General features: G+C 73.0%; 22 protein-coding genes. 5 read left to right on the top strand and 17 right to left on the bottom strand.

Features of this window, described 5'->3' with window-relative positions:
* Positions 1–34 precede the first annotated feature (34 nt).
* A complete protein-coding gene (locus tag ABD249_RS05800; RefSeq protein ID WP_425546289.1) occupies positions 35–2,521 on the top strand; it encodes an alpha-1,4-glucan--maltose-1-phosphate maltosyltransferase in 2,487 nt (828 codons plus the stop codon).
* Positions 2,518–4,668: a 1,4-alpha-glucan branching protein GlgB gene (glgB, locus tag ABD249_RS05795; protein WP_344341385.1), complete on the top strand. Its 2,151-nt coding sequence runs from the start codon at positions 2,518–2,520 to the stop codon at positions 4,666–4,668. Before ABD249_RS05800 ends, glgB begins: the two co-directional genes overlap by 4 nt.
* A 78-nt stretch (positions 4,669–4,746) precedes the next feature.
* Here the strand turns inward: glgB and ABD249_RS05790 are convergent, their stop codons facing one another.
* Together ABD249_RS05790 and ABD249_RS05785 are read right to left on the bottom strand one after the other, a co-directional pair.
* Complete coding sequence (locus ABD249_RS05790; protein ID WP_344341383.1) at positions 4,747–5,703, bottom strand: tetratricopeptide repeat protein; 957 nt, start codon at positions 5,701–5,703, stop codon at positions 4,747–4,749.
* The gene (locus ABD249_RS05785) at positions 5,700–7,637 is read right to left on the bottom strand and encodes a DUF8094 domain-containing protein (RefSeq protein WP_344341381.1); all 1,938 of its coding nucleotides are present in this window, start codon (positions 7,635–7,637) and stop codon (positions 5,700–5,702) included. Before ABD249_RS05785 ends, ABD249_RS05790 begins: the two co-directional genes overlap by 4 nt.
* Before the next feature lie 128 nt (positions 7,638–7,765).
* Between ABD249_RS05785 and ABD249_RS05780 the strand changes: the two genes are divergently transcribed.
* Positions 7,766–8,833 (top strand): AI-2E family transporter, encoded by a 1,068-nt coding sequence (locus ABD249_RS05780; protein ID WP_344341379.1) that lies wholly within the window; start codon positions 7,766–7,768, stop codon positions 8,831–8,833.
* Between the two features lie 6 nt (positions 8,834–8,839).
* Here ABD249_RS05780 and ABD249_RS05775 read toward each other — a convergent pair whose 3' ends face one another.
* The 9 genes from ABD249_RS05775 to rpsB form a co-directional block, all read right to left on the bottom strand.
* Entirely contained in the window at positions 8,840–9,577 is a 738-nt protein-coding gene (locus ABD249_RS05775) for an alpha/beta hydrolase (protein ID WP_344341376.1), read from the bottom strand.
* On the bottom strand, positions 9,574–9,858 hold the full coding sequence (locus ABD249_RS05770; protein WP_344341374.1) for a hypothetical protein: 285 nt from the start codon (positions 9,856–9,858) through the stop codon (positions 9,574–9,576). The genes ABD249_RS05775 and ABD249_RS05770 overlap by 4 nt, the downstream gene beginning before the upstream one ends.
* Positions 9,859–9,862: 4 nt before the next feature.
* Positions 9,863–10,510: an aggregation-promoting factor C-terminal-like domain-containing protein gene (locus ABD249_RS05765; RefSeq protein WP_344341372.1), complete on the bottom strand. Its 648-nt coding sequence runs from the start codon at positions 10,508–10,510 to the stop codon at positions 9,863–9,865.
* Between the two features lie 58 nt (positions 10,511–10,568).
* Positions 10,569–11,114, bottom strand: a complete 546-nt coding sequence (locus tag ABD249_RS05760) for a DivIVA domain-containing protein (protein ID WP_344341370.1) — start codon at positions 11,112–11,114, stop codon at positions 10,569–10,571.
* Between the two features lie 61 nt (positions 11,115–11,175).
* Positions 11,176–12,111: a phosphatidate cytidylyltransferase gene (locus ABD249_RS05755; RefSeq protein ID WP_344341368.1), complete on the bottom strand. Its 936-nt coding sequence runs from the start codon at positions 12,109–12,111 to the stop codon at positions 11,176–11,178.
* Positions 12,112–12,135: 24 nt separating this feature from the next.
* The gene (gene frr / locus ABD249_RS05750) at positions 12,136–12,690 is read right to left on the bottom strand and encodes a ribosome recycling factor (RefSeq protein ID WP_344341366.1); all 555 of its coding nucleotides are present in this window, start codon (positions 12,688–12,690) and stop codon (positions 12,136–12,138) included.
* A gap of 38 nt (positions 12,691–12,728) precedes the next feature.
* The gene (gene pyrH, locus ABD249_RS05745) at positions 12,729–13,448 is read right to left on the bottom strand and encodes a UMP kinase (protein ID WP_344341364.1); all 720 of its coding nucleotides are present in this window, start codon (positions 13,446–13,448) and stop codon (positions 12,729–12,731) included.
* Positions 13,449–13,607: 159 nt separating this feature from the next.
* Complete coding sequence (gene tsf / locus ABD249_RS05740; RefSeq protein WP_344341362.1) at positions 13,608–14,432, bottom strand: translation elongation factor Ts; 825 nt, start codon at positions 14,430–14,432, stop codon at positions 13,608–13,610.
* 14 nt (positions 14,433–14,446) lie between these two features.
* Positions 14,447–15,466 carry a 30S ribosomal protein S2 gene (rpsB, locus tag ABD249_RS05735; protein WP_344341360.1) on the bottom strand — a complete coding sequence of 340 codons (1,020 nt, stop codon included), beginning with the start codon at positions 15,464–15,466 and terminating at the stop codon, positions 14,447–14,449.
* Positions 15,467–15,731: 265 nt separating this feature from the next.
* Here rpsB and ABD249_RS05730 point away from each other — a divergent pair, with 265 nt between their 5' ends.
* Positions 15,732–16,373: a peptidoglycan DD-metalloendopeptidase family protein gene (locus ABD249_RS05730; RefSeq protein WP_344341358.1), complete on the top strand. Its 642-nt coding sequence runs from the start codon at positions 15,732–15,734 to the stop codon at positions 16,371–16,373.
* Here the strand turns inward: ABD249_RS05730 and ABD249_RS05725 are convergent.
* Together ABD249_RS05725 and ABD249_RS05720 are read right to left on the bottom strand one after the other, a co-directional pair.
* Positions 16,310–17,209 carry a tyrosine recombinase XerC gene (locus ABD249_RS05725; protein ID WP_344341356.1) on the bottom strand — a complete coding sequence of 300 codons (900 nt, stop codon included), beginning with the start codon at positions 17,207–17,209 and terminating at the stop codon, positions 16,310–16,312. The two genes, ABD249_RS05730 and ABD249_RS05725, sit on opposite strands and share 64 nt — an antisense overlap.
* A 2-nt stretch (positions 17,210–17,211) precedes the next feature.
* On the bottom strand, positions 17,212–18,105 hold the full coding sequence (locus ABD249_RS05720; protein ID WP_344341353.1) for a metallophosphoesterase: 894 nt from the start codon (positions 18,103–18,105) through the stop codon (positions 17,212–17,214).
* 86 nt (positions 18,106–18,191) lie between these two features.
* On the opposite strand from ABD249_RS05720, the gene ABD249_RS05715 reads away from it, so the two are divergent.
* A complete protein-coding gene (locus ABD249_RS05715; protein ID WP_344341351.1) occupies positions 18,192–19,091 on the top strand; it encodes a bile acid:sodium symporter family protein in 900 nt (299 codons plus the stop codon).
* Between the two features lie 3 nt (positions 19,092–19,094).
* On the opposite strand, the gene ABD249_RS05710 is transcribed toward ABD249_RS05715, so the two are convergent.
* From ABD249_RS05710 to ABD249_RS05695, 4 genes are all read right to left on the bottom strand, one after another.
* Entirely contained in the window at positions 19,095–20,315 is a 1,221-nt protein-coding gene (locus ABD249_RS05710) for a DNA-processing protein DprA (RefSeq protein WP_344341349.1), read from the bottom strand.
* Positions 20,312–21,838, bottom strand: a complete 1,527-nt coding sequence (locus tag ABD249_RS05705; protein ID WP_344341347.1) for a YifB family Mg chelatase-like AAA ATPase — start codon at positions 21,836–21,838, stop codon at positions 20,312–20,314. The genes ABD249_RS05710 and ABD249_RS05705 overlap by 4 nt, the downstream gene beginning before the upstream one ends.
* Positions 21,835–22,188 (bottom strand): YraN family protein, encoded by a 354-nt coding sequence (locus ABD249_RS05700; protein WP_344341345.1) that lies wholly within the window; start codon positions 22,186–22,188, stop codon positions 21,835–21,837. The genes ABD249_RS05705 and ABD249_RS05700 overlap by 4 nt, the downstream gene beginning before the upstream one ends.
* A gap of 108 nt (positions 22,189–22,296) precedes the next feature.
* Positions 22,297–22,620, bottom strand: coding sequence for a DUF2469 domain-containing protein (locus ABD249_RS05695; RefSeq protein WP_344341343.1), 324 nt, complete (start codon positions 22,618–22,620; stop codon positions 22,297–22,299).
* Between the last annotated feature and the right edge of the window lie 8 nt (positions 22,621–22,628).

The raw sequence follows: 22,628 nt of genomic DNA, 5'->3' as shown, positions 1-22,628 counted from the left end.
GGGGTGCGCCCGCCGCTTCGATAGCGTGGGGCTCGTGGCGAAGGAGAAGCGCCGAGGCGCGTTCACCAGACGGCAGCCCGAGCAGGCGGCAACGCCTCCGGAGGCGGTGGTGCCCGACCATGCCCCCGGGCAGTCGGCGGCCGAGCCGCCGTCCGATCCGCCGGCGCCGGCCGGGCCCCCAGCGCCCGCCGAGCCGCCCGCACCCGCCGAGCCGGCGGCACCCGCGGAGCCGGCGGCACCCGCGGAGCCGCCGCGCGCGCCGACCCTCGGCCTGCGACGCCCCGCGTCGGCGCCGCGTCCCGCGGCGTCGGCGACGACGTCTGCCGGACAGCCCCCGGTCGTGCCCGAGCCGGAGCCCGCAGCCGCGCCCGACGCGACGGCGACGCAGCAGGCACCGCCGACCGGTCAGCCCGGTCAGCCCGAGCAGCCCGAGCAGCCCGAGCAGCCCGAGGCACCGTCCGAGGCGCCGAAGGCCGCCCCGACGGCGCCGTCGTACGCGGCCGAGCCGGCACCCGCCGCGCCCGGCGGGCAGGACGACCCGCGCACGCAGACGCGCACGGGCCGCATCCCCGTGCGCGACCTGTTCCCCGTGATCCCCGGCTCGCCGCACCCGGCGAAGGCCGTCGTCGGCGAGGTCGTGGCGTTCTCGGCCACCGTCTTCCGAGAGGGCCACGACCAGATCGGCGCGACGCTCGTGCTCACCGCGCCCTCGGGCGCCGTGCACCGCGAGCGCATGGCGCTCGTCGCCCCCGGCACCGACCGGTACTCGGCGCTCGCCGCGATCGACGAGCAGGGCATGTGGTCCTGGCACGTCGAGGGCTGGAGCGACGACTGGGGCACGTGGATGCACGATGCCGAGATCAAGATCGGTGCGGGCATCGACGTCGAGGTCATGCTCGAGCTCGGCGCCCTGCTGCTCGAGCGGTCGATCGAGCAGGCCTCCGGGCCCGCGTCGCTCGCCGACGTCGCCGCCGTCCTGCGCGACGCCGACCGCTCCCCCGAGTCGCGCTGGCACGCGGCGTCGAGCCCCGACGTCGACGCCGCCGTGCGCGCGCACCCGCCGCGCGCGCTCGTCTCCACGTCCGAGGACGTGCCGCTGCGCGTCGAGCGCTCCCGCGCCCTCGTGGGCTCGTGGTACGAGTTCTTCCCCCGGTCCGAGGGTGCGCAGCGCACGGAGGACGGCTGGATCTCCGGCTCGTTCCGCACGGCGCAGGCGCGCATCCCCGGCGTCGCCGCCATGGGCTTCGACGTGCTCTACCTCCCGCCGATCCACCCGATCGGCGAGGTGAACCGCAAGGGACCGAACAACACCCTCACGCCAGCGCCCGGCGATCCCGGCAGCCCGTGGGCCATCGGCTCGCACCTCGGCGGCCACGACGCGATCCACCCCGACCTCGGCACGATCGACGACCTGCGCGACTTCGTCGCGGAGGCCGGGCGGCACGGCATCGAGGTCGCGCTCGACTTCGCGATGCAGTGCGCACCCGACCACCCGTGGGTCACCGAGCACCCCGAGTGGTTCACGCACCTGCCCGACGGCACCATCGCATTCGCCGAGAACCCGCCGAAGAAGTACCAGGACATCTACCCGGTCAACTTCGACCAGGACCCCGCGGGCATCTGCGCCGAGACGGTGCGGCTGCTCGAGCAGTGGATCGACTGCGGCGTGCGCATCTTCCGCGTCGACAACCCCCACACGAAGCCCGTCTGGTACTGGGAGTGGGTCATCCGCGAGATCACCGACCGTCACCCCGACGTCATGTTCCACGCGGAGGCGTTCACGCGTCCCGCGATGATGCAGACGCTCGCGCAGGTCGGCTTCCAGCAGTCCGTCACGTACTACGCGTGGCGGAACTCGAAGGAGGAGCTCGCGGAGTACCTCGCGGAGGTCTCCGGCGAGCAGGCCGCGTGGTTCCGTCCGAACTTCTGGACGAACACGCCCGACATCCTCACGGAGTTCCTGCAGTTCGGCGGCGTCCCGGCGTACAAGATCCGTGCCGCGATCGCCGCGACGGCCGTGCCGTCCTGGGCGGTGTACGCCGGCTACGAGCTCATCGAGGACGTCGCGCGTCCCGGCTCCGAGGAGAACGTCGACAACGAGAAGTACGAGTACAAGGATCGCGACTGGGACCGGGCAGAGCGCCTCGGCACGTCCATCGCGCCCTACCTCACGCGACTCAACCGCATCCGCCGCGAGCACCCCGCGCTGCAGCAGCTGCGCAACCTCACGGTGCACTGGAGCGACGACGATGCGGTGCTCGTCTACTCGAAGCACCTCGACGGCCGCTTCACGCCCTCCGGCGAGACCGACACGATCCTCGTCGTCGCGAACGTCGACCCCCACTCGGTGCGCCAGACGATGGTGCACCTCGACCTCGCCGCCCTCGGCCTCGCCCCCGGCTCGACGTTCGAGGTCCACGACCTCGTGACCGACCAGGTGTGGCAGTGGGGCGACGACGCGTTCGTCCGACTCGACGCATTCGTCGAGCCCGTCCACATCCTGCACGTGAGGCACCCATGACGAAGATCGACGACGCCACCCTCGAGCGGCTCGCGAGCGGCACGCACGCGACCCCGCACGACGTGCTGGGCGCCCATCCGAGCGGCGACGACCACGTCGTGCGCGTCGTGCGCAGGCTCGCCGTGACGGTCGAGGCCATCCCGGAGGGTGCGGACCCCGTCGCCCTCGAGCACGTCGGCCACGGCGTGTGGGAGGGCTCGGTGCCCGGACCGGTCATGCCGTACCGCGTGCGCGCCACGTACGACGACGGCGTGCCGCACGAGGCGGAGGACCCGTACCGGTTCCTGCCGACCGTCGGCGAGCTCGACGCCCACCTGTGGCACGAGGGCAGGCACGAGCAGGCCTGGGAGGTGCTCGGCAGCCACGTGCGCGAGCACCAGGGCGTCGCGGGCACGTCGTTCGCCGTGTGGGCGCCCAACGCGCGCGCCGCGCGCGTCATCGGCGACTTCGACGGCTGGGACGGCACCGACCACGCCATGCGCTCGATGGGCGTCTCCGGCATCTGGGAGCTCTTCGTCCCCGGCGTCGGACCGGGCGACGCGTACAAGTACGAGCTGCTCACCGCCGACGGCTGGGTGCGGCGCGCCGACCCGTTCGCGCGCTTCACGGAGGTGCCGCCGGCGACGGCGTCGAAGACCGGCGTGTCGCAGTTCGAGTGGAGCGACGACGAGTGGATGCGCGCCCGCGCGCAGACCGACCCGCACCAGGGCCCGATGTCGGTGTACGAGATGCACTTCGCGTCGTGGCGCCCCGGCCTCTCGTACCGCGAGATGGCCGACCCGCTCATCGCCTACCTCGACGAGACGGGCTTCACGCACGTCGAGTTCCTGCCGCTCGCCGAGCACCCGTTCGGCGGCTCGTGGGGCTACCAGGTCACCGGCTACTACGCGCCGACGAGTCGCTTCGGGCACCCGGACGACCTCAAGTACCTCATCGATCGTCTGCACGGCGCCGGCTACGGCGTCATCGTCGACTGGGTCCCGGCGCACTTCCCGAAGGACGAGTGGGCGCTCGCGCGCTTCGACGGCACGCCGCTGTTCGAGCACGGCGACCCGCGTCGCGGCGAGCAGCTCGACTGGGGCACGAACGTCTTCGACTTCGGGCGCAGCGAGGTCCGCAACTTCCTCGTCGCGAACGCGGTGTTCTGGCTCGAGGAGTTCCACGTCGACGGGCTGCGCGTCGACGCCGTCGCATCGATGCTCTACCTCGACTACTCGCGCGCCGAGGGCCAGTGGGTGCCGAACGTGCACGGCGGCCGCGAGAACCTCGAGGCCATCTCGCTGCTGCAGGAGGTCAACGCGACCGCCTACCGCCGCTGCCCCGGCATCGTCATGATCGCCGAGGAGTCGACGTCGTGGCCGGGCGTCACGCAGCCGACCGACCAGGGCGGCCTCGGCTTCGGCATGAAGTGGAACATGGGGTGGATGCACGACACGCTCCGCTACATGCAGGTCGACCCCATGTACCGGGGCCACCACCACCACGACATCACGTTCTCGTTCCTCTACGCGTTCTCCGAGACGTTCACGCTGCCGATCAGCCACGACGAGGTCGTGCACGGCAAGGGCTCGCTGCTCGGCAAGATGCCCGGCGACCACTGGCAGCAGCTCGCCTCGGTGCGCGCCTACCTCACGTTCATGTGGGCGCATCCTGGCAAGCAGCTGCTCTTCATGGGCCAGGAGTTCGGCCAGCCGAGCGAGTGGAGCGAGTCGCGCGGCCTCGACTGGTGGATCCTCGACCAGCCGGCGCATCAGGGCCTGCAGCGGCTCGTGGGGCGCCTCAACCGCGTCTACCGCGAGCAGGAGGCCCTGTGGGGCCGCGACTCCGAGCCGCAGGGCTTCGAGTGGATCGACGGCGGCAACTCGTCCGACAACGTCGTGGCGTTCCTGCGCTGGGGCCACGACGGCAGGCCCGTCGCGGCGATCCACAACTTCTCGGGTCGGCCCGTGCACGACTACCGCATCGGGCTGCCCGAGTCGGGGCCGTGGACCGAGCTCGTGAACTCGGATGCGTCGGAGTACGGCGGATCGGGCGTCGGCAACCTCGGCACGGTCCACGCGACCGACGAGGCGTTCGGCGGTCGCCCGGCGTCCGCGACGCTCACGATCCCGCCGCTCGCGGGGCTCCTGCTCACGCCCGAGCGCTGAGCCGCGAACGACGAGGGCCGGATCGGCGATGCCGATCCGGCCCTCCTCGCGTGCGAGCGGCGCGTGGGCGCCGACCGCTCAGAACAGGAGCGTCGTGAGCCGGCGCCGCGCCTGCGCGACGCGCGGGTCGTCGGAGCCGACGATCTCGAACAGGTCGACCAGCCGGAGGCGGACGTCCTGCCGCTGCGGCCCGGTCGTGGCCGCGACGAGGTCGAGCAGCCGCACGAAGGCGTCCTCGACGTGCCCGCCGGAGACGTCGAGGTCGGCGACGAGCATCTGCGCCTCGAGGTCGTCGGGCGCGTCGGCGGCGGCCTGTCGCACCGCGTCGGCCGTCGTGCCGTGCAGGCGATCGAGCAGGCGCACGTTCGCCAGCCCCGCGATGGCCTCGCCGTCGCGCGGGTTGGCGACGACCGCGCGCTCGAAGGCGTCGATCGCGGCCGCGTGGTCGCCGCGCTCGAGCGCGTCGTGCGCCTCCTGGTGCAGCGGCGGCAGCGGCGGCTCCTGCGGCTCCTGGGGCTCGTCCCCCGGCTCGCCGACCGGCAGCCGACCGGTGATGCCCTCCTGGGCCGCGAACGCCAGCACCTGCTCGAGCACGTCGGCGACCTGCGCCTCGGGGATCGCGCCGGTGAAGAGCGCTGCCGGGCGACCGCCGATGACGGCCGCGACCGTGGGGATCGACTGCGCCTGGAAGGCCTGCACGAGCTGCGGGTTCTGGTCGGCGTCGACGCGCGCGAGCACGATGCGGCCCTGGTAGGCCGTCACGAGCCGCTCGAGGATGGGCGTGAGCTGCTTGCACGGCCCGCACCACTCCGCCCAGATGTCGATGACGACCGGGACGGTCTTCGACAGCTCGACGATCTGCGGGAAGTCGGCGTCGGTGACGTCGACGATCACGCCGACGGCGCCCGCAGCGCCCTGGGGCGCACCCGAGGGCTGCGCGCCCGGCTGCTGCGGTGCCGCGGGTCGCGCGTGGCGCGCCGCGAGGCCGGACAGGTCGACGGCTCCCGCCATCGACGCGGGCAGACGATCGGTCATCCCTGGACCTCCTGGACGTCGAGCAGGGCCTGCGCGTACCCGAGCAGCACGAGCGGCTGCTCCTCATCGTCGCCCGAGGTGGGCGGCACGTAGAACAGGGCCTGCAGCTGGTAGGTGACGGTGAGCCCCGTCGACGACTCGGCGACGGGCGACAGCACCGAGACGGCGCCGGCGGGTGGGCTCACGGTGACGCCCTCCTCGCGCGGCGTGTACGTCGTGGACTCGGTGAACGACGTCGCGACGTACGCGCCGCCGTCCGCGTCGGCGACGAGCGTCACGGGCGGCTGGTCGTCCTCGCCGACCGCGAACGCGATGTTCGCGTTCTGGCCGGTGTCGGCCGAGACGAGCCCCTGCTTGTAGTCGTAGCCGATCTGCTCCTGCAGCGTGTCGTTGTCGGCCGGGAAGCGCGCCGCCGACGACGAGTTCGGTCCGTTCACGAGCACGTCGCCGTAGGCGGCCGCGATCGACTCGGGGGCGAGGGCGAGCAGCGGCGTGTTCGCGGGCAGGCCGGGAGCGCCGACGTCGGCCGACGCGCCCGTGAGCTGGTTGCCGCCCTGGAGCCGGTACTGGTAGACGAGCCGGTAGTCGTCGCGCGCCGTCTCCTGCACGAAGACGAGCGCCGACTGCGCCTGCGTCTCGTCCTGCGAGCCGACGACGGCCAGCACGGACCGCGGCCACACCTCGCTCTGCTGCGGCAGCAGCAGCTCGACGTCGCCGTCGGGGATGCCCGTGGCGGCCGCGACGCTGCCGTCCTCCGCACGCACCTCGTAGCTGACCTCGCGGGCCTCGAGCTGCGGGCCGCCGAGGCGCTCGGCCGCGAGGGCCGGGTCGAGGGCGGCGTCGGCCGCCGCGACGACCTCGCGGGTGTCGGCGAGGATGCGCTCGAACTGCCGCACGGTCACGGCCGCGGGCGGGAGCGTGTCCTCGAGGCTCGTGGGCTCGGGCGTGCCCGACGGCGACGCCGACGGCTGCGCGAGATCGGGCCAGTACTGCGGGCCGCAGCCGGTGAGCAGCGCGGCGCCCATCGCGATCGGCACGACGAGGCGCATGCGCCGCAGCACGGCGCGGTGGCGCGGCACGGCGCGACGCTCGGTGCGGCGGACGTCGTCGGCGGACGCGGCATCCGTGCCGGGCGTCTCCGGCTCGGCGCTCGGAGCGTCCGACGACGGGACGTCGCCCGACGCGGGGACGTCGGAGGGGGTCGACGCGTCGTCGACGGGCGCGTCGGGCGACGTGGCCTCGATGGCGGGCGGGGCCACGGGAAGGCCGCGGCGCGAGCCGCGCTCGATCTCGCGGCGCTCGCGCCGCGACGGGGCCGGCGACAGGCGACGCTGGGGGCCGCGGTGCCTGCGGTGCCGGCGCACGGCGAGCAGCAGCAGGAGCAGCGCGAGCGCCGCGAAGACGAAGCCGGCGGCCATGAGCGGGCCGAAGAGCGGCATCGACCGCTCGTTGGGCCACTCGACGCGCACGTCGCTCGGGGCGGCGGCCGTGCCGTCGCTCACGATGGCGATCGAGTAGTCGAGGGGTGCGGCGAGCTCGAGCGAGATCTCGCCCTCGCCCGTGACCTCCTGGACCCAGAGGTCGCTGCCGGCGATCTCCGGCACCGTCGCCTCGCCGCCGGTCTCGGCGTCGAGCGCGAGGCCCTCCTCCTCGGCGACGACGATCGAGTGGTCGCCCTCGCCGATCCAGCCGAGGACGTCGCTCGTGCGGCCGACGACGGCCGTCACGGTGCCCTCGCCCGCGACCGTGATGGTCTGGCGGCCGTCGTGCGTCGCGAGCACGTCGCCACCGAGCACGAGCACGGGAGTCTCGACGGGCTCCTGCAGCTGCTCGACGATCGTCTGCGGCGGCGCCCAGATCGTGCGCTGGCCGATGGCGAGCGCGAAGCAGGTCAGCGCGAGCACGATGCTCACGGCCGACAGAAGATATCGCATGCAGGTTCCCTCCGCGCGGCGACGGATGGTCGAGCCGCGGCGTCCAGCCATCCAGGGTACCCGAGGCGGCAGTGGGGCTCCCATCCGAGGTGTCCAGGAGTCGCGCATGCGCACCCTATGCTTGCCGGATGAGGGTCAAGGGTGCGTTCCAGATCGGCCTGCTCGGCGGGCTCGGCGTGCTGCTCGCCATCGCGATCGCCGGCGCGATCGGGCAGATCTCCTCCGTCCTCATCTACGCCTTCGCCGCGATCTTCCTCGCGCTCGGCATCGACCCGATCGTGCAGTTCCTCACGCGGCACCGCTTCCCGCGGTGGCTCGCGGTCCTCACGGTCATCATCGTCATCCTCGGCGCCTTCACGGGCATCGTGCTCATCGTCGTCCCCGCGATCGTCGACCAGTTCTCCGCGCTCATCGCCGGCATCATCGCCGCCTTCCAGGCCGGGCTGCTCGACGACATGCTCGACTGGGCGCAGGCGACCTTCCCGGGCCTCGACTGGCAGGCGATGATCGACGACACCCTGCAGGCGCTGCAGGACCCCGACACGTACGCGTCGCTCCCGCCGCAGCTCGGCGGGATCGTGACGAGCATCATCGGCGCCGTGGGCGCCACGGCCGCGACGCTCTTCGGCGGCTTCATCATCTTCGTGCTCATGCTGTACTTCATGGGCTCGCTGCCCTCGCTGAAGTCGGCCATGTACCGCCTCGTTCCCGCCTCGCAGCGCCCGACCTTCATCCGCATCGCGGAGGAGATCATGGCGGCGATCGGCAAGTTCGTCACCGGCCAGTTCCTGCTGGGTCTGTGCAACGGCGTCCTGTCGTTCATCATGCTCTCGATCGTCGGATCCGAGCTCGCCGCCGTCTACGCGTTCCTCGCGTTCCTCGCGTCGACGATCCCGCTCGTGGGCACGATCACGGCGTCGGTGACGATCTCGCTGCTCGTCCTGCTGCTCGACGGCCCGCAGACGGCGCTGCCGGTGGCGATCTACTACGCCGTCTACATGCAGTTCGAGGCGTACGTGCTCAGCCCGCAGATCATGAACCGCGCCGTGAAGGTGCCGGGCGTCGTCGTCGTGCTCGCCGCGCTCACGGGCGGCACGCTGCTCGGCATCCTCGGCGCCCTCGTCGCGATCCCGGTCGCCGCGGCGATCCAGCTGATCCTCAAGGAGGTCGTCATCCCGAGACAGGATGCGCTCTAGCCTCGGCTAGCGCTCCTGCCTCGTCGAGACGACGGGCCCGCTCCACTCGGTCGGCAGCGGCAGCGCCTCGGGGTGCACGTGCCGCACGATCTCGGTCAGCACCGTGCGCACCTGGCCCTCGCCCACCCACAGGTGGCGCCCGCCCGGCACGTCGACGACCTCGAGGCCGGGCACGCGGGCGAAGCGCTCGCGCGCCTCGGGCGGGCGCAGGTAGTCGTCGAGCTCGGGCACGACGGCGACGAGTGGCGGCCCGCCCACCCAGCGGTCGAGGTCGTCGTCGGTCGCGCGGTGCAGCGGCGGCGACAGCAGGACGGCGCCGGCGATGCGGGCGTGCGCGGCGTGCTTGAGGATGACCTCGGTGCCGAACGACCAGCCGACGAGCCACGGCGTCGGCAGGCCGCGCTCGGCGACGAGGCCCAGCGCGGCGACGAGATCGGCACCCTCGCCCGCTCCCCCGTCGAACGCGCCGTCGCTCGTGCCGCGCGGCGACGTCACGCCGCGGAAGTTGAAGCGCAGGATCGCGACGTCGGCGATGGCCGGCAGCCGCGCGGCGGCCTTGCGGATGACGTGGCTGTCCATGAAGCCGCCGTGCGTCGGCAGCGGATGCAGGAAGACGATCGTCGCGACGGGCTCGCGCTCGGGCGGCAGCGACAGCTCGCCGACGAGCGTGAGCCCGTCGATCGTGTGCAGCTCGACGTCCTCGCGGCGTGCCGGCAGGACGACGGCGGATCGGATCTCGGTCATGCGACCCTCCAGCATGCGTCGTGCCAGTGCCTGCGGTCCTCGACGGCACGGTCGCCGAAGATGCTGTCGGCGCGCCACACCACGACGTGCGCGACGCCGGGCTCGACGAGCGTCGCGCAGCCGGGGCAGCGATACGCCTTCTGCGCGTTGGTCGAGCTCATGGGCTGCACGGTCCACGCGAAGCCCATGCGGGTCTCGGTGCGCTTCGACCCGAGCAGGATGCGGTCGACGTCCAGCGGGACGTGCTCGGTCGGCCTGCGCCTGGGCCTGCGCCCGGGCATGGGCTCAGTACCAGCCGACGGACTCGGAGTGCCCCCACGCGCCGCACGGCGTGCCGTAGCGCCCGGCGATGTAGCCGAGGCCCCACGAGATCTGCGTCGCGGCGTTCGTCTGCCAGTCGGCGCCGGCCGTGGCCATCTTGGAGCCCGGCAGCGCCTGCGGGATGCCGTACGCACCGCTCGAGACGTTCTGCGCGTACACGTTCCAGCCCGACTCCCGCTGCCACAGGCTGTAGAGGCACTGGTACTGGTCGTCGCCCCATCCGCGTGCGAGCACCATGTCGCGCGCGACCGCCTGGGCCGAGCCCGGGTCGGGTGCCGCGACCGTCGGCAACGGGATCGAGGGGGCCGAGCCCGAGGCCGTCGCACCTGCGGCAGCGGGTGCCGCCGACGGCGTCGGGGTGGGCGTCGGGGTCGGCGTCGGGCTCTCGACGACGAGGTCGTCGCGCGTCACCGAGTCGCCGGAGCCGGAGACCTCGTCGACGCCCTGGCCGAGGAGGTTCTCGCTCTCGAGGCCGCCGGACTCGGCGTAGGTCGCGACGCTGGGGTCGACGATCGACACCGCCACGAATCCGCTGGCCGCGACGAGCGCGAGGATCGAGACGACGCCGCGCGTGCGAGCGCGGCGCGACGAGGCATCGGTACGAGAGAACATGAGGTTCGACCGTATCACGGGATGGTAACGAGCGTCCCGCCCGCGACGACCTCGCGCGTCAGCGCACCGCGAGCATGAGCGAGACGACCGAGTCGAGCACGAGGTCGACCTGGTCCTCGTCGTAGCCGCCGCGCTGCGCGGGGAATTGCACGGTGCGGACCTCGCGCGGCGTGATCTCCGGGCCGTCGGCGAGGTAGTCGGCGAGCCGGCCGGCGAACGCGTCGACGTCGGCCACGCGGTAGCCCTTCGTGAGCGACCCGACGCGACGGAACCGCTCGCCGTCGGGACGCTGCAGCCGTGCGAGGGTCTCCTCCGCCTGCAGGCGGATCGACTCGAAGAACGCAGCCTCGCCCTTCGTGGCGATGCCGCGCTCGCGCTCCCGGTTCGCGAACGCCTCCTCGAGGCGCTCGAGCGCCGCGTCGACGTGCGCGGGCGAGTAGCCGGACTTCGCCAGCGCGAACGACGCCTGGCGGATCTGCGACGAGTCGAGGGCCGTGGGCGAGTCGCTCGCGTACGCGCGGCGAGCGTCCTCGAGGAAGTCCTCGACCTGCTCGACGTCGTAGCCGAGCTGGCCGCGACGAACCTTCGGGAACGTGGCGCTCATGCCTGGAATCCTCTCACGATGCGCGTGCGCCGGATCCGCAGCGCGCTCGTGGCAGGGGCGGTCACAGCGATGCGAGCCTGGAGATCTCGTAGAGCGCGTACATGACGACGGCGCTCGGGAGGCTCGAGTCGAGGCGGTCGAGGAAGCCGCCGTGGCCGGGCAGGAACGTGCCGATGTCCTTGATGCCGAGGTCGCGCTTGATGAGCGACTCGGCGAGGTCGCCGATCGTCGCCGTCGCGAGGATCGCGACGCCGATGATGGCGCCGTACCAGAACGGCACGTCGAGCATGAGGACGCCCATGACGATGGCGGCGGCGACCACGAGGACGGCGGCGCCGCCGAAGCCCTCCCACGTCTTGCCGGGGCTGATGCGCGGCGCGAGCTTCGTCTTGCCGAGCAGCACGCCGGCGGCGAGCGCGCCCGTGTCGTTCACGATCGCGAGGCCGAGGAATCCGAGCGTCCACAGCTCGCCGCCCGGCTGCGCCGTCAGGAGCACCGAGAACGCGCCGAGCACGCCGCAGTAGGCGATGCAGAACGCGCCGGCGGAGATGTCGGTCGCGATCGCTCGCGCGCCCGTGCGCGTCGAGGGCACGACCGCGGCCTCGACGAGGCGGTAGAGCGCGACGACGACGATCGCGACGAGCGCGCCGTACCAGAGGCCCTCGGCGCCGAGGAACCACGTCGCGACCTGCAGCGCGACGCCGAGCACCACGAGCGGCAGACGCGGCACGTCGCGCCCGGCGAAGCGCAGCGCGCTCGCGAGCTCGTAGAGCGTGAAGGCGACGAGCACGCTGCAGAACAGGACGTAGACGCCCTTGAACAGCAGCAGGCTCGCGAGCAGCGTGACGCCGAGCACGACGCCCAGCCCGATCGCGACGGGCAGGTTGCGTCCGGCCCGCGTGCTGGCGCGCTCGTTCGCGGCCTCGATCTGCTCACGCGCCGCGTGGATCTGGGCCTGGATCTGCGCCTCGATCCGACGAGGGTCGCGCTCAGCCACGCATGCCTCCTGCAGCCGGCTCGCTCAGACCTCGAGCAGCTCGGCTTCCTTCTTCTTCAGCGCGTCGTCGATCTGGTCGACGGCGGCCTTCGTCGCGGTCTCGAGCTCCTTCTCGGCGCGGGCGATCTCGTCGTCGCCCACCTCGCCGGTGAGGGCGTCGAGGTCGCTCTTCGCTGAGCGACGCACGTTGCGGATCGCGACGCGGGCCGTCTCGGCCTTGTCGCGCACGATCTTCACGTAGTCCTTGCGGCGGTCGGCCGTCAGCTCGGGCATCGTGATGCGGATGATCTGGCCGTCGTTGTTCGGCGAGGCACCCAGGTGCGGCGCGGCGACGATGGCCTTCTCGATGTCCTTGAGCGCCGACTTGTCGAACGGCGTGATGACGAGCACGCGCGCCTCGGGCTGCTGGAAGCCCGCGAGCTGCACGAGCGGCGTCGGCGTCCCGTAGTACTCCACGAGCAGCTTCTGGAACAGCGCGGGGTTCGCCCGCCCTGCCGACACGGTCGCGAAGTCGTCCTTCGCCACCTCGATCGACTGGGCCATCTTGTCCTTGGCCTCGGTCATCACGTCGTTGATCACGGCGCCTCCATCCGTTCGATTCAGTCTAGGTGCGTGGGTCAGCCGTGGACGACGGTGCCGAGGCGCTCGCCACGGATGGCGCGCGCGATGGCGTCGCCCTCCATGCCGAACACGAGCATCGGCATGCCGTTGTCCATGCAGAGGCTGAATGCGGTCGCGTCGACGATCTTGAGGCCGCGCACGAGGGCGTCCTGGTAGGTGATGTCGTCGATGCGGGTCGCGGTCGGGTCCTTCTTCGGATCCGCGGTGTAGACGCCGTCGACGCCGTTCTTCGCGACGAGGACCTCGTCGGCACCGATCTCGAGCGCGCGCTGCGCCGCGACGGTGTCGGTCGAGAAGTACGGCAGGCCGGCGCCGGCGCCGAAGATCACGACGCGGCCCTTCTCCATGTGGCGCTCGGCGCGCAGCGGGATGTAGGGCTCGGCGACCTGGGTCATCTGGATCGCCGACTGCACGCGCGTGGCGGCGCCCGCCTGCTCGAGGAAGTCCTGCAGGGCGAGGGCGTTCATGACGGTGCCCAGCATGCCCATGTAGTCGGCGCGCCCGCGGTCCATGCCGCGCTGCGAGAGCTCGGCGCCGCGGAAGAAGTTGCCGCCGCCGACGACGATCGCGATCTCGACGTCCTTCGACGCCTCGGCGATCTGCGCTGCGACGCCCTGCACGACGTCGGGGTTGACGCCGAGCGAGCCGCCGCCGAACGACTCCCCGGAGAGCTTGAGGAGGACTCGCCTGCGGCGGGTGCGTGCGTCGTCGGTCATGCGTGCTCCGTCGGGTCGTGCGGCCAGGCCGTCTTCGACCCTATCGGTCCCCGGAGGCACGGGACGCCCGTGCGAGCGCGTCCTGCGCGCGCAGGGCCCCCGGACGCGACGAAGGGGGCCGGACGAGCCGGCCCCCCCTCGGGTGATGCTGCGTGCGTGCTACGCGCCGACCTTGAAGCGCGCGAACGACTGCACGTCGACGCCGGCGGCCGCGAGGACCTTGCCGACCGTCTGCTTGCTGTCGCGTGCGTAGTCCTGGTCGACGAGGACGATCTGCTTGAAGAAGCCCGTGAGGCGTCCCTCGATGATCTTCGGCAGGGCGGCCTCGGGCTTGCCTTCGCCGAGCGCGATCTCGGTGACGAGCGCGCGCTCCTTCTCGACCTGCTCCGTCGGCACGTCGTCGCGGGTGACGACCGTGGGGTCGAACATCGCGATGTGCTGCGCGACCGCGCGGGCCGTCTCGGCGTCGTCGCCCTGGAACGCGACGACCACGCCGACCTGCGGGGGCAGGTCCTTGCTCGTGCGGTGCAGGTACGTCGCGAAGGCGTCGCCCGTGAGGGTCGTGACCTTGACGAGCTCGATCTTCTCGCCGATGGTGGCGGCCTGCTGCTCGATGAGCTCGCGGACCGTCATGCCCTCGGCGTCGGCGGCGAGCGCCTCGTCGACGGTCGTCGCGCCGGCGGCGGCCACCGCGGCGACCACCTTGTCGGCGAGCGCGATGAACTTGTCGTTCTTCGCGACGAAGTCCGTCTCGCAGCCGAGCTGGATGAGCGTGATCGAGCGCTCGCCCTCCGCGACGGCCACGAGGCCCTCCGACGTGGTGCGGTCGGCACGCTTCGCGTTGCCCTTCGCACCCTTGAGACGCAGGATCTCGGTGGCCTTCTCGACGTCGCCACCGGCCTCCTCGAGGGCGGCCTTGGTGTCGGACATACCGGTGCCCAGCTGCTCGCGCAGCGCCTTCAGGTCAGCGATGTTGACTGCCATGTGGTGCCTCGTCCCTACTGCTTGGCGGACGCGGTGGCGTCCTCGGTGTCGGTGTCGGTGGCTGCCGCGACGTCAGCGGGCGTCGCCTCGGCGGCGGGCTCCTCGGCTGCGGGCTCCTCGGTCGCCTCGGCAGCCTCGGGCTCGGCTGCTGCCTCGGTGGTCTCTGCGGCGGCCTCGGTGGTCTCGGCTGCTGCCTCGGCCTCGGTCGACGCCTCGTCGGCGGCGGGCTCGGTCGCGGCGGCCTCGGCCTGCTCGGCCGTCGCCTCGGTCGCGGCGGCGCCCTCGGAGAGCAGCTCGCGCTCCCACTCGGCCATCGGCTCGGCGGCCTCCTCGGACGAGCCCTGGTGGCGCTCCATGAGGCCCTCGGCTGCGGCGTCGGCGATGATCTTGGTGAGCAGGCCCACCGAGCGGATCGCGTCGTCGTTGCCCGGGATCGGGAACTGCACGTCGTCGGGGTCGCAGTTCGTGTCGAGGATGGCGATGACCGGGATGCCCAGCTTCTTCGCCTCGTCGACCGCGAGGTGCTCCTTGTTCGTGTCGACGATCCAGATCGCCGACGGCGTGCGCTGGAGGTTGCGGATGCCGCCGAGCGACTTCTGCAGCTTCGTCAGCTCGCGCTGCTTGAGCAGGAGCTCCTTCTTCGTGAAGCCGGAGCCTGCGACGTCCTCGTAGTCGATCTCCTCGAGCTCCTTCATCACCGCGAGGCGCTTGGAGACCGTCTGGAAGTTCGTGAGGAGGCCACCGAGCCAGCGCTGGTTCACGTAGGGCTGGTTGACGCGGGTCGCCTGCTCGGCGATCTGCTCCTGCGCCTGCTTCTTCGTGCCGACGAAGAGGATCGAGCCGCCACGCGACACGGTCTCCTTGACGAACTCGTACGCCTTGTCGATGTACGCGAGCGACTGCTGGAGGTCGATGATGTAGATGCCCGAGCGCTCCGTGAAGATGAAGCGCTTCATCTTGGGGTTCCAGCGACGGGTCTGGTGCCCGAAGTGGACGCCGCTGTCGAGCAGCTGGCGGGTGGTGACGACGGCCATGAGCCATCTCCTGATCTGTTGCGGTTGGCGGAGCGATCGGCGATCGCTCCCCTGGCGCCCTGCGAGGCCCCGCCGGCAGTGCCGGACCATGTGGAGGCCGTCGCGTTCTCGGACGCGCGAAGTCACCCCCTCTCAGGGGTGCTCCCGCCATGCTACACGCTCGATCCCGCGTCGTGGCGCGCTCGCCGCTCCCCCACAGGCCGGCCGATCCCGCGCCGCCTCCGCACGCCGCCCGGGCGTCGCACGGGCAGGCGAGGGTGTCCGCATGCACCACAGGCTCCCCACGATCCTCGCCGCCGCCCTCGCGACGCTCGTGCTCGCGCCGTCGTCGGCCGCTGCGACCGGTCCGCCGTCCGTCGCGTCGGCGTCGGCGGAGGTGCCGGAGGCCCTGCGCGGCAGCCTCGCGTGGCCCGTGCCGAGGGCGGAGGTGGTGCGCGCGTTCGCGGCGCCGTCGACGCGCTGGGGCGCGGGCCATCGCGGCATCGACGTCGCAGCCGTGCCGGGCACGGAGGTCGTCGCGCCGACGACGGGCGTCGTGACGTTCGCGGGGGTCGTCGTCGACCGCCCCGTCGTGACGGTGCGGATGGCGAACCTCGGGGCGGAGGTGCTCGTGACGGTCGAGCCGGTGCAGCCGAGCGTCGCGGTCGGCGACGCCGTCGTGCAGGGCGGGCCGATCGGCACGCTCGTCGGCGGTCACCGCCCGTGCGGCGCCTGCGTCCACCTCGGCGTGCGCATCGACGACGCCTACGCGAACCCGATGGCGCTGCTGGGGGCCGAGCGCGCCGTGCTGCTGCCGACCACGTCCGTCGAGGCGGGAGGTGCGGGTGCGGCGAGGGCGGATGCCTACGCGCGCGGATGCGCCGTGCGGTACGACTCGCTGAGCCGCTCGAGCGAGACGTGCGTGTAGATCTGCGTCGTGCCGAGGCTCGCGTGGCCGAGCAGCTCCTGCACGGCGCGCAGGTCGGCGCCGCCGTCGAGCAGGTGCGTCGCTGCCGTGTGCCGCAGGGCATGCGGGCCTGCGGGGCCGGAGCCGGGCACGTCCTCCAGCAGGCGGGCGACGAGCGCGTGGACGGCGCGCTGGCCGAGCCTCCCGCCACGGGCGCCGAGCAGCAGGGCACGCGACTCCGCGCCGGTCGCGAGCGCGGGCCTGCCCAGCCGGATCCACTCGTGGACGGCGTCGAGCGCCGGCACGCCGAAGGGCACGACGCGCTCCTTCGCACCCTTGCCGAGCACGCGCACCGTGAGGCGCTCGAGGTCGACGTCGTCGACGTCGAGGCCGACGAGCTCCGACACCCGCAGCGCGCTCGCGTAGAGCAGCTCGACGATGGCGAGGTCGCGACGGGCGAGCGGGTCGTCCGTGGCGGCATCCTCCTCGAGACGTGCGACGATGCCGTCGATCGCGCCGCGGGAGAGCACGCGAGGCAGGTGCGACTCCCGCTTGGGTGTGCGCAGCCGTGCGGCGCCGATCGCGACGCCCTCGCGCTCGAGCCACGCGCCGAGGCCGCGCGCCGATGCGCCGCGGCGGGCGAGGGTCGCGCGTGCGAGGCCGCGCTCGCTCGCGGCGAAGAGCCAGTCGCGCAGCACCTCGAGGTCGAGCGCCGCGACGTCGTCGATGCCGTGGGCGGCGCAGTGCTCCGCGAGGCTCGCGAGGTCGGATCGGTAGGCGCGCACCGTGCGGGGGCTCGCGGCGCGCTCGCGCTCGAGGTGCGTCAGGTAGCCGTCGATCGCCGCCTCGACGCGCATGCTCAGCGCTTCCTGCTGAAGCGCTCGATGCGCGCGGCCGGGTCGAGCGCCGCGAGCTCGGCGTGGAGCCCTGCGGGCAGCGGCGACAGCGACGGGTGCACCTGCCCGGGCACCACCGAGTGCGCGACCGTATGGGCGTAGACCTCGAGCACGTTCGCCGACTGCGCACCGTCGATGCCGGTGAACGCCGTGGGTCCCGCGGCGAGGTCGTCGGCGTAGGAGGTCGCGTTGGCGAGCACGACGGGCACGCCGGCGAAGGTGCCGGAGCCGTTGACGTGCAGGTGGCCGGAGAGGATCGCGCGCACGTCGGAGCCGTCGAGCACCTCGGCGAGCCGCGGCTCGTCCTGGAACTCGAGGACCTGCAGGATGCGTGCCCGGTACGGCAGCGGCGGGTGGTGCATGACGAGCAGCGTGCCGTGCTCGGCGGGCGTCGCGAGCGCGTCGGCGAGCCACTGCGCCTGCCCCTCGTCGAAGCCGCCGTGGTGGAAGCCGGCGAGGCTCGAGTCGAGCGAGACGATGCGCAGGCCGCCGACGTCGTGCACGTGGTCGTACGGGGCGTCGGATGCGATGCCGTGCAGCGCGTGCCACATCGGCTCGCGCTCGTCGTGGTTGCCGGCGGCGTACACGACGATCGCCCCCATGCGCTCGGCGACGGGCTCGACGATCTCCTGCAGGAGCCGGTAGGCGTCGGGCTCGCCGAGGTCCGTGCAGTCGCCCGAGACGACGAGCGCATCGGCCGCGGGCGCGGCGAGCTCGAGCCGCGCGAGGGCGTCGCGCAGGTGCGCCGCGGTGTCGATGGCGCCGCCGAGCAGCGCGCCACCCGCGAGGAGGTGCGTGTCGCTCAGGTGGGCGACGACGTGCGTCGGCGGCGCATGCTGGCCCAGTCCGTCGTGCATGGCTCCAGGGTAGGCCGCACCCTCCGTCACGTCGGGGCGCCCCGCTGTCCACAGGCGCGGCGCGTGCGCCGAGCATTCCTCGACGGTTGCCGCACACTGGCTGCATGGGATCCGCTCTGACGACGATCGGCCTGCCGGTCGCGCTCGGCATCATCATGTTCGGCCTCGGCCTCGGCCTGACGCTCGGCGACTTCGCGAGGGTCGCGAGGCATCCGCGCGCCGTCGTCGTCGCGCTCGTCTGCCAGCTCGTGCTGCTGCCGGCGATCTGCCTGGGTCTCGTGGCGCTCTTCCAGCTGCCTCCCGTGCTCGCGGTGGGCATGATGCTGCTGGCCGCATCGCCCGGTGGCACGGTGGCGAACCTCTACAGCCACCTCTTCCACGGCGACGTCGCGCTCAACATCTCCCTCACCGCGATCAACTCGGTCGTGGCCGTCGTCACGCTGCCGCTCATCACGAACCTCGCGATCGCGATCTTCGACCCGTTCGACGGGCAGCTGGGCCTGCAGGCGGCGAAGGTCGTCGAGGTCTTCCTCGTCGTCCTCGGCCCGGTGGTGCTCGGCATGCTCGTGCGTCGCATCCGACCGGGGTTCGCCGACCGCATGGACCGCCCGGTGCGCGTCGGATCGCTCGTGGTGCTCGTCGTCGTCATCGCTGGCGCGGTCGCCTCGAACTGGGCGATCCTCGTCGCGAACGTCGCGACCCTCGCACTCATCACCGTCGTCTTCTGCGCCGTGAGCCTCACGATCGGCTTCCTCGTGCCGCGCATGCTCGGCGTCGGCCGTCGCCAGGCCGTCGCCTCGTCGTTCGAGATCGGCATCCACAACGCCGTGCTGGCGATCGTCATCGCGCAGACCGTGATCGGCTCGGTCGAGCTGAGCCTGCCCGCCGGCGTCTACGGCGTGCTCATGCTCTTCGTCGCCGGCGCGTTCGGCCTGCTCATCCGCGAGCGCGGCACGACGACGCGGGCAGCGGGCACCACGGCCTGACGCTCAGCGAGACGCGGGCCGCCGCACCCACCCGCTCCCCCGCTGCTCGACGCGACCCGCGAGGTCGAGCAGGCCGAGCGTCGCCTCCACCTCGACGACCGACATGCCCGCACGAGCCGCGAGGTCGTCGGCGTCGCGGGCGCTGCGCACGCTCAACGCATCGAGCAGTCGCGTCTCCTCCGCACCCGCACGCAGCTCGAGGCCCGACGTCGGCCCCTCGCCGTCGACGAGCGCCCGCATCTCGTCGGCGCCCTGCACGAGCTGCGCGCCGTAGTCGCGGATGAGGCGATGGCAGCCCGCGCTCGCACCGCTCGTCACCGGCCCGGGCACCGCCCCGAGCGGCCGCCCGAGCGTCGCAGCGTGGCCCGCGGTGTTGATCGACCCCGACCGCACGCTCGCCTCGACGACGACCGTCGCCTGCGCGAGCGCCGCGATCAGCCGGTTGCGCGCGAGGAACCGCCATCGGCTGGGCGTCGATCCGCAGGGGACCTCGGCGACGAGGGCGCCCTCGCGGTCGACCCGTCGCAGCAGGTCGTCGTTGCCCGGCGGGTAGAGGCGGTCGAGGCCGCCGGCCATGACCGCGATCGTCGTGCCGCCCATGGCGAGCGTCGCGCGGTGCACGCACGCGTCGATGCCGTACGCGGCACCCGAGACCGTCGCGAACCGGTGCCGCACGAGGCCCTCGACGGCCTCCATCGCCACGTGCTCGCCGTACCCGCTCGCCGCGCGCGAGCCGACGAGCGCGATGGACCGGCCGACGTCGGCGAGCGCGTGCAGCGAGCCGCGCACCCACAGCGCCGCGGGCGCATGCGGGCCGAGGTCGTCGAGGCCGGTCGGCCACTCGTGCGCGAGCGGCGACAGCAGCGTCTGCCCCCATGCGGCGCCCTGCTCGAGGGCGCGGCGCACGCGCGCGTCGTCGAGCCTCGGACGCCATCGGTCGACCGCGGCGTCGAGGTGCCGTACGAGGTCGGGCGCGACGTCGCCCGCCTCGAGCAGCCAGCGGCTCGGCGCGGCGCCGGCGACGAGCAGCTCGAGCGCGCGCACGTCGCCGATCGCAGCGCGCACCGTGCCCGCGACCGCGTCGCCGGGCTCCGGGATGCACGACCAGGCGGCGGCGGCGAAGAGCTCGACCTCGACGTCGTCGCCCGCCTCGGCGAGGCTCGGCGGGGCGACGCCCGCGACGAGCTCGCGGATGGTCGACGTCGCGATGCGCAGCCTGCTCATGCGGGGATCCCCTGTCGGTAGAAGAGCGCGCGACCCACGTGCTCGCGGCGCACGGGCGCATCGTCGAGGTCGGCGACGGTGCAGGCGACGCGCAGCGTGCGGTCGTAGCCGCGCATCGAGATCGCGCCGCGCGCCAGCGCCTCGTCGAGCGGCGCCGCGACGTCGGGCGGCAGCGGATGGCGTCGCCGCAGCCACGGCCCGTCGACGTGGCCCATGGCCCGCCACGGCGTGTCGCGCAGGCGATGCGCCGCCCGCTCGCGCGCCGCGGCGACGCGCTCGCGGGCCACGGCCGTCGTGATGCGCGGCTCGTCGGCGCGCGACGCGGCCTCGACGGGCCGAACGCGATCGACGGTCACCTGCAGGTCGACGCGGTCGAGCAGCGGCCCCGACAGCCTGCCGAGGTACCTGCGGCGCTGCGTGGGCGCGCAGCGGCACCGGCCGGTCCCGTGGTGGCCGCACGGGCACGGGTTCGCGGCGAGCACGAGCTGGAACGCGGCGGGGAACGCCGCCGTCGCGGCCGCGCGGTGGATCTCGATGACGCCCGACTCGAGCGGCTCGCGGAGGCCGTCGAGCACGACGCGAGAGAACTCCGGGCACTCGTCGAGGAAGAGGACGCCGTGGGACGCGCGCGAGATGGCCCCGGGCCGGATGAGCGCTCCCCCGCCGCCGACGAGGGAGCCGGCGGTCGCCGAGTGGTGCGGCGCCTCGAACGGCGGCGTGCGATCGAGATGCTGGCATGCGATGCCCGACAACGAGCGCATCGACGCGACGTCGAGCGCCTGGTCGACGTCGAGCTGCGGCAGGAGGCCGGGCAGGCGGGAGGCGAGCATCGTCTTGCCCGCGCCGGGCGGACCGAGCATGAGCATGTGGTGCGCGCCCGCGGCGGCGACCTGCAGCGCCTCGACGGCGTGGAGGTTGCCGATGACGTCGACGAGGTCGGGCACGCTGCGCGGCTCGGCCACCGGCACGCGCAGCGTCGCGGGCTCGACGGGCACCGACTCGACGTCGGCGCCCAGGACGATCGCCGCCTCGCGCAGGCTCGCGACGGCGCGCACGTGCACCCCCTCCACGAGGCTCGCCTCGTCGGCGTTCGCGTGCGGCACGAGCACCTCGTCGGCGCCGTCGAGCGCCGCGGCGCGCACGAGCGGCAGCACGCCCCGCAGCGGCTGCAGCCTGCCGTCGAGCCCCAGCTCGCCGAAGAGCGCCGCCTCGCGACCCGCCGGCACGACGCCCGTCGCGCGCAGCACCGCGATCGCCATCGGCAGGTCGAGGTGCGACCCGGCCTTCGGCAGCGACGCGGGCGTGAGGTTGACGAGCACGCGCGTCGCGGGGAACTCGAAGCCGGACGTCTCGATCGCCGACTGCGTGCGATGCTGCGCCTCGCGGATGGCCGCGTCGGGCATGCCGACGACGCGCACGCTCGGCAGCCCGCTCGCGACGTCGACCTCGACGTCGACGCGACGGCCCGCGAGGCCCTGCAGCGCGATGGTGCGGGCGACGCCGACGATGCGGACGTCGCTCATCGGATGCCCCGGACGTGCTCGAGACGCATGGGCGCGTCACGAGGCGCGTCGACGGCGATGGCATCGAGGCGCATGGGGCCGCGGACGTCGTGCGCCTGCATCCAGAGCGTGGCGAGCGTGCGGAGCCGACGCAGCTTCTGCCGCGTGATGGCCTCGAGCGGGTGGCCGTAGCGCCGCCCGCGCCGCGTCTTCACCTCGACGAAGACCCACGTCACGCCATCGCGTGCGACGACGTCGAGCTCGCCGTGGCGGCAGCGCCAGTTGCGATCGACGACGCGCATGCCCGCGGCGATCAGCAGATCGGCGGCGGCGTCCTCACCTGCTCGTCCGAGCTCGTCCTTGGGGTGCATGCCGCACATCCCACGGCATCGGGTGCCCGGCGCGTCGCACGCGACCGCCACGGGTGGCGAGGAGCGGCGCAGGTCGCGCCTGTGCGGGACGCACGCGCCCCACGGGGCCTAGCCCTCGATCGCGAGGTCCTTCGGCAGCTCGAGATCGCGGTCGGAGAGCTCCTCGACGTTGACGTCCTTGAACGTCAGCACGCGCACGTTCTTCACGAACCGGTCGGCGCGGTAGATGTCCCACACCCACACGTCGGTCAGCACGAGCTCGAAGTAGAAGTCGTTGCCCGCGTCCTGCCGCGTGAGCGTGACGTCGTTGGCGAGGTAGAACCGCCGCTCCGTCTCGACGACGTATCGGAACGTGCCGACGACGTCGCGGTACTCGCGGAAGAGCTGCAGCTCGACCTCGCGGTCGTAGTCGTCGATGTCCTCAGGCTCCACGAGGACGA

It is taken from the genome of Agrococcus versicolor (assembly GCF_039531815.1).
Taxonomy (GTDB): Bacteria; Actinomycetota; Actinomycetes; order Actinomycetales; family Microbacteriaceae; genus Agrococcus; species Agrococcus versicolor.
This window is presented reverse-complemented; position numbering and strand designations above follow the sequence as displayed.

What these genes read in the sequence shown, in the direction of transcription:
- glgB (WP_344341385.1), top strand. Translation starts at nt 2,518, where the DNA reads ATGACGAAGATCGACGACGCCACCCTCGAGCGGCTCGCGAGCGGCACG.
- ABD249_RS05790 (WP_344341383.1), bottom strand. Translation starts at nt 5,703, where the DNA reads ATGACCGATCGTCTGCCCGCGTCGATGGCGGGAGCCGTCGACCTGTCC.
- ABD249_RS05785 (WP_344341381.1), bottom strand. Translation starts at nt 7,637, where the DNA reads ATGCGATATCTTCTGTCGGCCGTGAGCATCGTGCTCGCGCTGACCTGC.
- ABD249_RS05780 (WP_344341379.1), top strand. Translation starts at nt 7,766, where the DNA reads ATGAGGGTCAAGGGTGCGTTCCAGATCGGCCTGCTCGGCGGGCTCGGC.
- ABD249_RS05775 (WP_344341376.1), bottom strand. Translation starts at nt 9,577, where the DNA reads ATGACCGAGATCCGATCCGCCGTCGTCCTGCCGGCACGCCGCGAGGAC.
- ABD249_RS05770 (WP_344341374.1), bottom strand. Translation starts at nt 9,858, where the DNA reads ATGCCCGGGCGCAGGCCCAGGCGCAGGCCGACCGAGCACGTCCCGCTG.
- ABD249_RS05765 (WP_344341372.1), bottom strand. Translation starts at nt 10,510, where the DNA reads ATGTTCTCTCGTACCGATGCCTCGTCGCGCCGCGCTCGCACGCGCGGC.
- ABD249_RS05760 (WP_344341370.1), bottom strand. Translation starts at nt 11,114, where the DNA reads ATGAGCGCCACGTTCCCGAAGGTTCGTCGCGGCCAGCTCGGCTACGAC.
- pyrH (WP_344341364.1), bottom strand. Translation starts at nt 13,448, where the DNA reads ATGACCGACGACGCACGCACCCGCCGCAGGCGAGTCCTCCTCAAGCTC.
- tsf (WP_344341362.1), bottom strand. Translation starts at nt 14,432, where the DNA reads ATGGCAGTCAACATCGCTGACCTGAAGGCGCTGCGCGAGCAGCTGGGC.
- rpsB (WP_344341360.1), bottom strand. Translation starts at nt 15,466, where the DNA reads ATGGCCGTCGTCACCACCCGCCAGCTGCTCGACAGCGGCGTCCACTTC.
- ABD249_RS05730 (WP_344341358.1), top strand. Translation starts at nt 15,732, where the DNA reads ATGCACCACAGGCTCCCCACGATCCTCGCCGCCGCCCTCGCGACGCTC.
- ABD249_RS05725 (WP_344341356.1), bottom strand. Translation starts at nt 17,209, where the DNA reads ATGCGCGTCGAGGCGGCGATCGACGGCTACCTGACGCACCTCGAGCGC.
- ABD249_RS05720 (WP_344341353.1), bottom strand. Translation starts at nt 18,105, where the DNA reads ATGCACGACGGACTGGGCCAGCATGCGCCGCCGACGCACGTCGTCGCC.
- ABD249_RS05710 (WP_344341349.1), bottom strand. Translation starts at nt 20,315, where the DNA reads ATGAGCAGGCTGCGCATCGCGACGTCGACCATCCGCGAGCTCGTCGCG.
- ABD249_RS05705 (WP_344341347.1), bottom strand. Translation starts at nt 21,838, where the DNA reads ATGAGCGACGTCCGCATCGTCGGCGTCGCCCGCACCATCGCGCTGCAG.
- ABD249_RS05700 (WP_344341345.1), bottom strand. Translation starts at nt 22,188, where the DNA reads ATGCACCCCAAGGACGAGCTCGGACGAGCAGGTGAGGACGCCGCCGCC.